General features: G+C 64.5%; 4 protein-coding genes. All 4 read left to right on the top strand.

The features are described 5' to 3' along the window. Window positions 1-285: 285 nt before the first annotated feature. The gene (locus QMX78_RS20210; RefSeq protein ID WP_282272997.1) at window positions 286-594 is read left to right on the top strand and encodes an STAS domain-containing protein; all 309 of its coding nucleotides are present in this window, start codon (window positions 286-288) and stop codon (window positions 592-594) included. Beyond that, entirely contained in the window at window positions 591-956 is a 366-nt protein-coding gene (locus tag QMX78_RS20205) for a response regulator (protein ID WP_038688521.1), read from the top strand. Before QMX78_RS20210 ends, QMX78_RS20205 begins: the two co-directional genes overlap by 4 nt. 36 nt (window positions 957-992) lie before the next feature. After that, the gene (locus tag QMX78_RS20200; protein WP_282272995.1) at window positions 993-2,954 is read left to right on the top strand and encodes a chemotaxis protein CheA; all 1,962 of its coding nucleotides are present in this window, start codon (window positions 993-995) and stop codon (window positions 2,952-2,954) included. Between the two features lie 296 nt (window positions 2,955-3,250). Then, window positions 3,251-4,400 (top strand): MCP four helix bundle domain-containing protein (locus QMX78_RS20195; RefSeq protein ID WP_282272993.1); only part of this gene is annotated, 1,150 nt, incomplete at its 3' end.

Genomic DNA, 4,400 nt, shown 5'->3' with positions numbered 1-4,400 from the left:
GCCGAGCCATGCTCGGCAGAGGCTTTGCCGGTAAGGCTCCAGCCGAGCATGGCTCGGCACCACCCAGCCAAAAGCTACCCCTCCTCGGCCCTCCCCTACGCCTTCGGCGCAAGGGAGGGAGCAGAGCTCCCCCCCTCCCCAGCCCTCCCCTTCGCTGCGCGAAAGGGAGGGGGCAAAGCCCAAAACCGTGCGCCCGTTAACACTATCTGCTGCAGCGCATCGCAGCCCTAAAGATCGCCGGCGCATCGCCGCTATCTCTCCCAGTAACGTTCGTTCGGAGCAACGATGAGCACTGTGGCCCTCGCCCAGGATCTCGGCATCGAGTCCACCAGCGACTTGAAGCAACAACTGGCAACCCACCTGCCGCAAGCAGGCGAATTGCGTGTGGATGCCGGCCAGGTCGGCCGCGTGCACACCGCCGCGATGCAGGTGCTGTGCGCCTTCGTGCTGGCCCGCCAACACGCCGGTCACGCCACTGTCTTTGACAACGCTACCGATACCTTCCGTGACGCCGCGCGCCTGCTCGGTGTCCTCCGGACCCTCGGTCTGGAAGCAACCCCTGACACAACGAAATCTGTGGAGAACGCTGCATGAGCGCACGAATCTTGGTGGTGGACGACTCGGCGTCGATGCGCCAGATGGTCTCTTTCGCCCTCACCTCGGCCGGCTTTTCGGTTGAAGAAGCCGAGGACGGCGCGGTCGCCCTGGGGCGTGCCAAGGGCCAGCGTTTCAACGCCGTGGTCACCGACGTCAACATGCCGAACATGGACGGCATCTCGCTGATCCGTGAGCTGCGCCAGCTGCCGGACTACAAGTTCACGCCGATGCTGATGCTGACCACCGAGTCGGCCGCCGACAAGAAATCCGAAGGCAAGGCCGCCGGTGCCACCGGTTGGCTGGTCAAGCCGTTCAATCCAGAACAGCTGGTTGCCACCGTACAGAAAGTCCTGGGCTGATCAGCCCGCCTGCCCCACCGATCGGATACCGCGCCAATGAGCATGGACCTGCAACGTTTCCACGCCACCTTCTTCGAAGAAAGCCGCGAAGGGCTGGATGCAATGGAGGCCGGCCTGTTGGCACTGGAAGACGGCCAGCACGACCCTGAAGTCATCAATTCGGTGTTCCGCGCCGCCCACTCCATCAAGGGCGGTGCCGGCACCTTTGGCTTCGACGCCATTGCCGCACTCACCCACGTGCTGGAAACCCTGCTCGATGAGCTGCGTGCGGGCAAACGCGCACTCGAAAGCAACGCGGTCGACGCGATGCTGGGTTCAGTGGACGTCCTGCGCGCATTGCTGCGCGAGGTCGAACACGGCCAGCCTGCCGACCCCGCGGCCGTCAAGGCGATAACCGACCGCTTGCAGGCAGTACTGTCGGGCGCGGCACCGGTTGCCGTGGCGGCAGTCAAACCGGAAGAAACCCCGGACGCCTGGCAGATTGGCTTTGCCCCGGCACCGTCGCTGTTCATGAGTGGCAACGACCCGCTGCGCATCATCCGCGAACTGGAAACCCTGGGTTCCCTGCACGTCGAGCCGCGCATGGCGCGCCTGCCCAGCTTCGATCAGCTCGATCCGCTGGAAGCCTACCTGGCCTGGGATCTGGGCCTGGTTGGCAAAGTGCCGCGCAGCCGCATCGAAGACACCTTCGCCTGGGTGGTCGATGACTGCGAGCTGGATATTCGTCCGGCCGCACCCCCCAGCCTTGCAGTGGAAGCGCCAGCTGCGGCCGTTGCCAACATCGCCGAGGCAGCGGTCAAGGCACCCGCCAGCGGCCAGCAGCACGAAGCCGAAAGTTCGATCCGGGTCAGCGTCGACAAGGTCGATGCGCTGATCAACCTGGTCGGCGAACTGGTCATCACCCAAGCCATGCTCAAGCAGGTTTCCGGCGGGCTGGATCCGGCCCATGCCGAACAGCTGCTGGCTGGCCTGGATCTGCTGGAGCGCAATACCCGCGACCTGCAGGAAGCCGTCATCGGCGTGCGCATGCTGCCGGTGGATGCCGTGTTCCGCCGCTTCCCGCGTCTGGTCCGCGACCTTTCCAGCCGCCTCGGCAAGCAGGTGCGCCTGCGCACCATCGGTGAAGGTACCGAGCTGGACAAGGGTTTGATCGAAAAGATCGCCGATCCCCTGGTGCACCTTGTCCGCAACTCCATCGACCACGGCCTGGAAATGCCGGACGTGCGTCGCGAGTCCGGCAAGGACGAGACCGGCACGATTACCCTGGCCGCATCGCACCAGGGTGGCCACATCGTCATTGAAGTCAGCGACGACGGCCGCGGCCTGAACCGCGACAAGATCCTCGCCAAGGCACTGGAACGCGGCTTGAGCGTGCCGGACAACCCTACCGATGCCCAGGTCTGGGACCTGATTTTCCAGCCCGGCTTTTCCACCGCCGATGCGGTCACCGACCTGTCTGGTCGTGGCGTCGGCATGGATGTGGTCCGTCGCAACATCCAGGCATTGGGTGGCGAAGTGCAGTTGGAGAGCCGCACCGGTGCCGGCACCCGCGTACTGATCCGCCTGCCGCTGACACTGGCCATCCTCGATGGCATGACTGTCTCGGTTGCCGGCGAAACCCTGATCCTGCCGCTGGCCTACGTGCTGGAAGCGCTGCAGCCGCAGCCCGACGACATCCGCACCATGGCCGGCGAAGGCCGGGTGCTGCGCGTTCGCGGCGAGTACCTGCCGATCCTGTCGCTGGGCGAGTACTACGGCTACCCCGACAACCCGCAGGCCGAACCGCTGGTCGTCGTGGTCGAGGGCGATGGCCAGAAGATCGCGCTGGAAGTGGATGAATTGATCGGCCAGCAACAGGTCGTGGTCAAGAACATCGAGAACAACTACCGCCGCATCAGCGGTGTCTCCGGCGCCACCATCCTCGGCGATGGCCGCGTCGCGCTGATCGTCGATATCGGTGGCCTGGTACGTTCACTGCGTACCCAGCAAGCGGCTTGAGTACACCGTAACAAGCATCTGACGCCGCATCCCCAGCTTCTGGGCATGCGGCGTTTTGCCGTGCACGCATGCATGCACGAAGACTGCGATCGCAGGACGAGCGCGCAAGGCAGCTTACCTGAATCATCGCCGCACGCCGCCTTCAAGAAGGCCACGGGTGTGCCGATACCGCTTCGCAATGCAATCAGGTTTGTCAACCGACCTGGGCCCCCGTCGCGGCCTGCACCACGCATGACATTCCCCAGGGGCGCCGGACCTGTGGATCGCCCTTATGCCTGTCTACGGAGATGTCTGCAATGAAGTGGTTCCAGAACCTGTCGATCACCCGAAAGCTGGTGCTTGCATTCTGCAGCACCAGCCTGCTCACCCTGCTGCTTGCGCTGTTCGCGCTGTGGCGGATGAACGTGGCCGACATCCAGATACAGCAGGTCAACAACAACTGGATGCCTGCAGTCCAGCAGCTTGGTGAAATGCGCGCCCAGCTCGGCGAATACCGCACCTTCGAGCAGGCCCAGCTCAACTACCAGGGCAACCCGGAACAATTGGCCGACTACGACAAGCGCATGGCCGACAGCCGCAAGCTGATCGAAGCGGCAGAGAAGGCTTACGACGACATCGAAGCCGACTACAGCGCCACCGAGCTGGCGATGTACGACAAGATGAAAGAGTTGCGTGCCGGTTACTTCGAAGCACACGACCGCATCGCCGCCGCGATCGCCGCCGATGACTTCGTCACCGCCAATGCCATCTCCAGCGGGGACTCGCGCAAGCTGCGCCGCGCCCTGTTCGACCAGCTCAAGCAGATGTCGCAGTACAACCAGGAGCAGCTGACCAAGCAGACTGCCGAGTCACGCAGCGCACACCATCGCTCCTTGATCGCCATCGTGATCGGTCTGGCTCTTGCGCTGCTGCTCGCCGCCGCATTGGGCTGGGCCATCATCCGCGCCATCATGCTGCCACTGGCCGATGCCGTGCGCGTGGCCGACGATGTCGCCGCCGGCAAGCTCGACCGCCGCATCGACGCCTCGCGCCGCGACGAGGTTGGCATGCTGCTGCAGTCCATGCAGCGCATGCAGGCGCAGCTGCAGTCGGTGATCGGCGCGCAGCGGGAGATGGCCCGCCAGCATGAGACCGGCATGATCAGCTACCGCATGGACGAGGCCGCCTTCCCCGGCGACTACGGCGTGATGGTCAAGGAAAGCAACGCGCTGGTCGCTTCGCACATCCAGATGCTGCTGTCCGCGCTGGAGATCATCAAGCGCTATGCCAATGGCGATCTGTCCGTCGATATCGAACGCCTGCCCGGCGAGAAGGCCGTGATCACCGAGACCGTGGATGCGGTCAAGGCCAGCCTGTCGGCGATCAACAACGAGATCAAGCGCCTGGCCGGCGCCGCCGCACAAGGCGACTTCTCGGTGCGCGGCGATGCCGCTGCCTACCAGCATG

The organism is Stenotrophomonas sp. PS02298 (assembly GCF_029959445.1).
Taxonomy (GTDB): domain Bacteria; phylum Pseudomonadota; class Gammaproteobacteria; order Xanthomonadales; family Xanthomonadaceae; genus Stenotrophomonas.
This window is presented reverse-complemented; position numbering and strand designations above follow the sequence as displayed.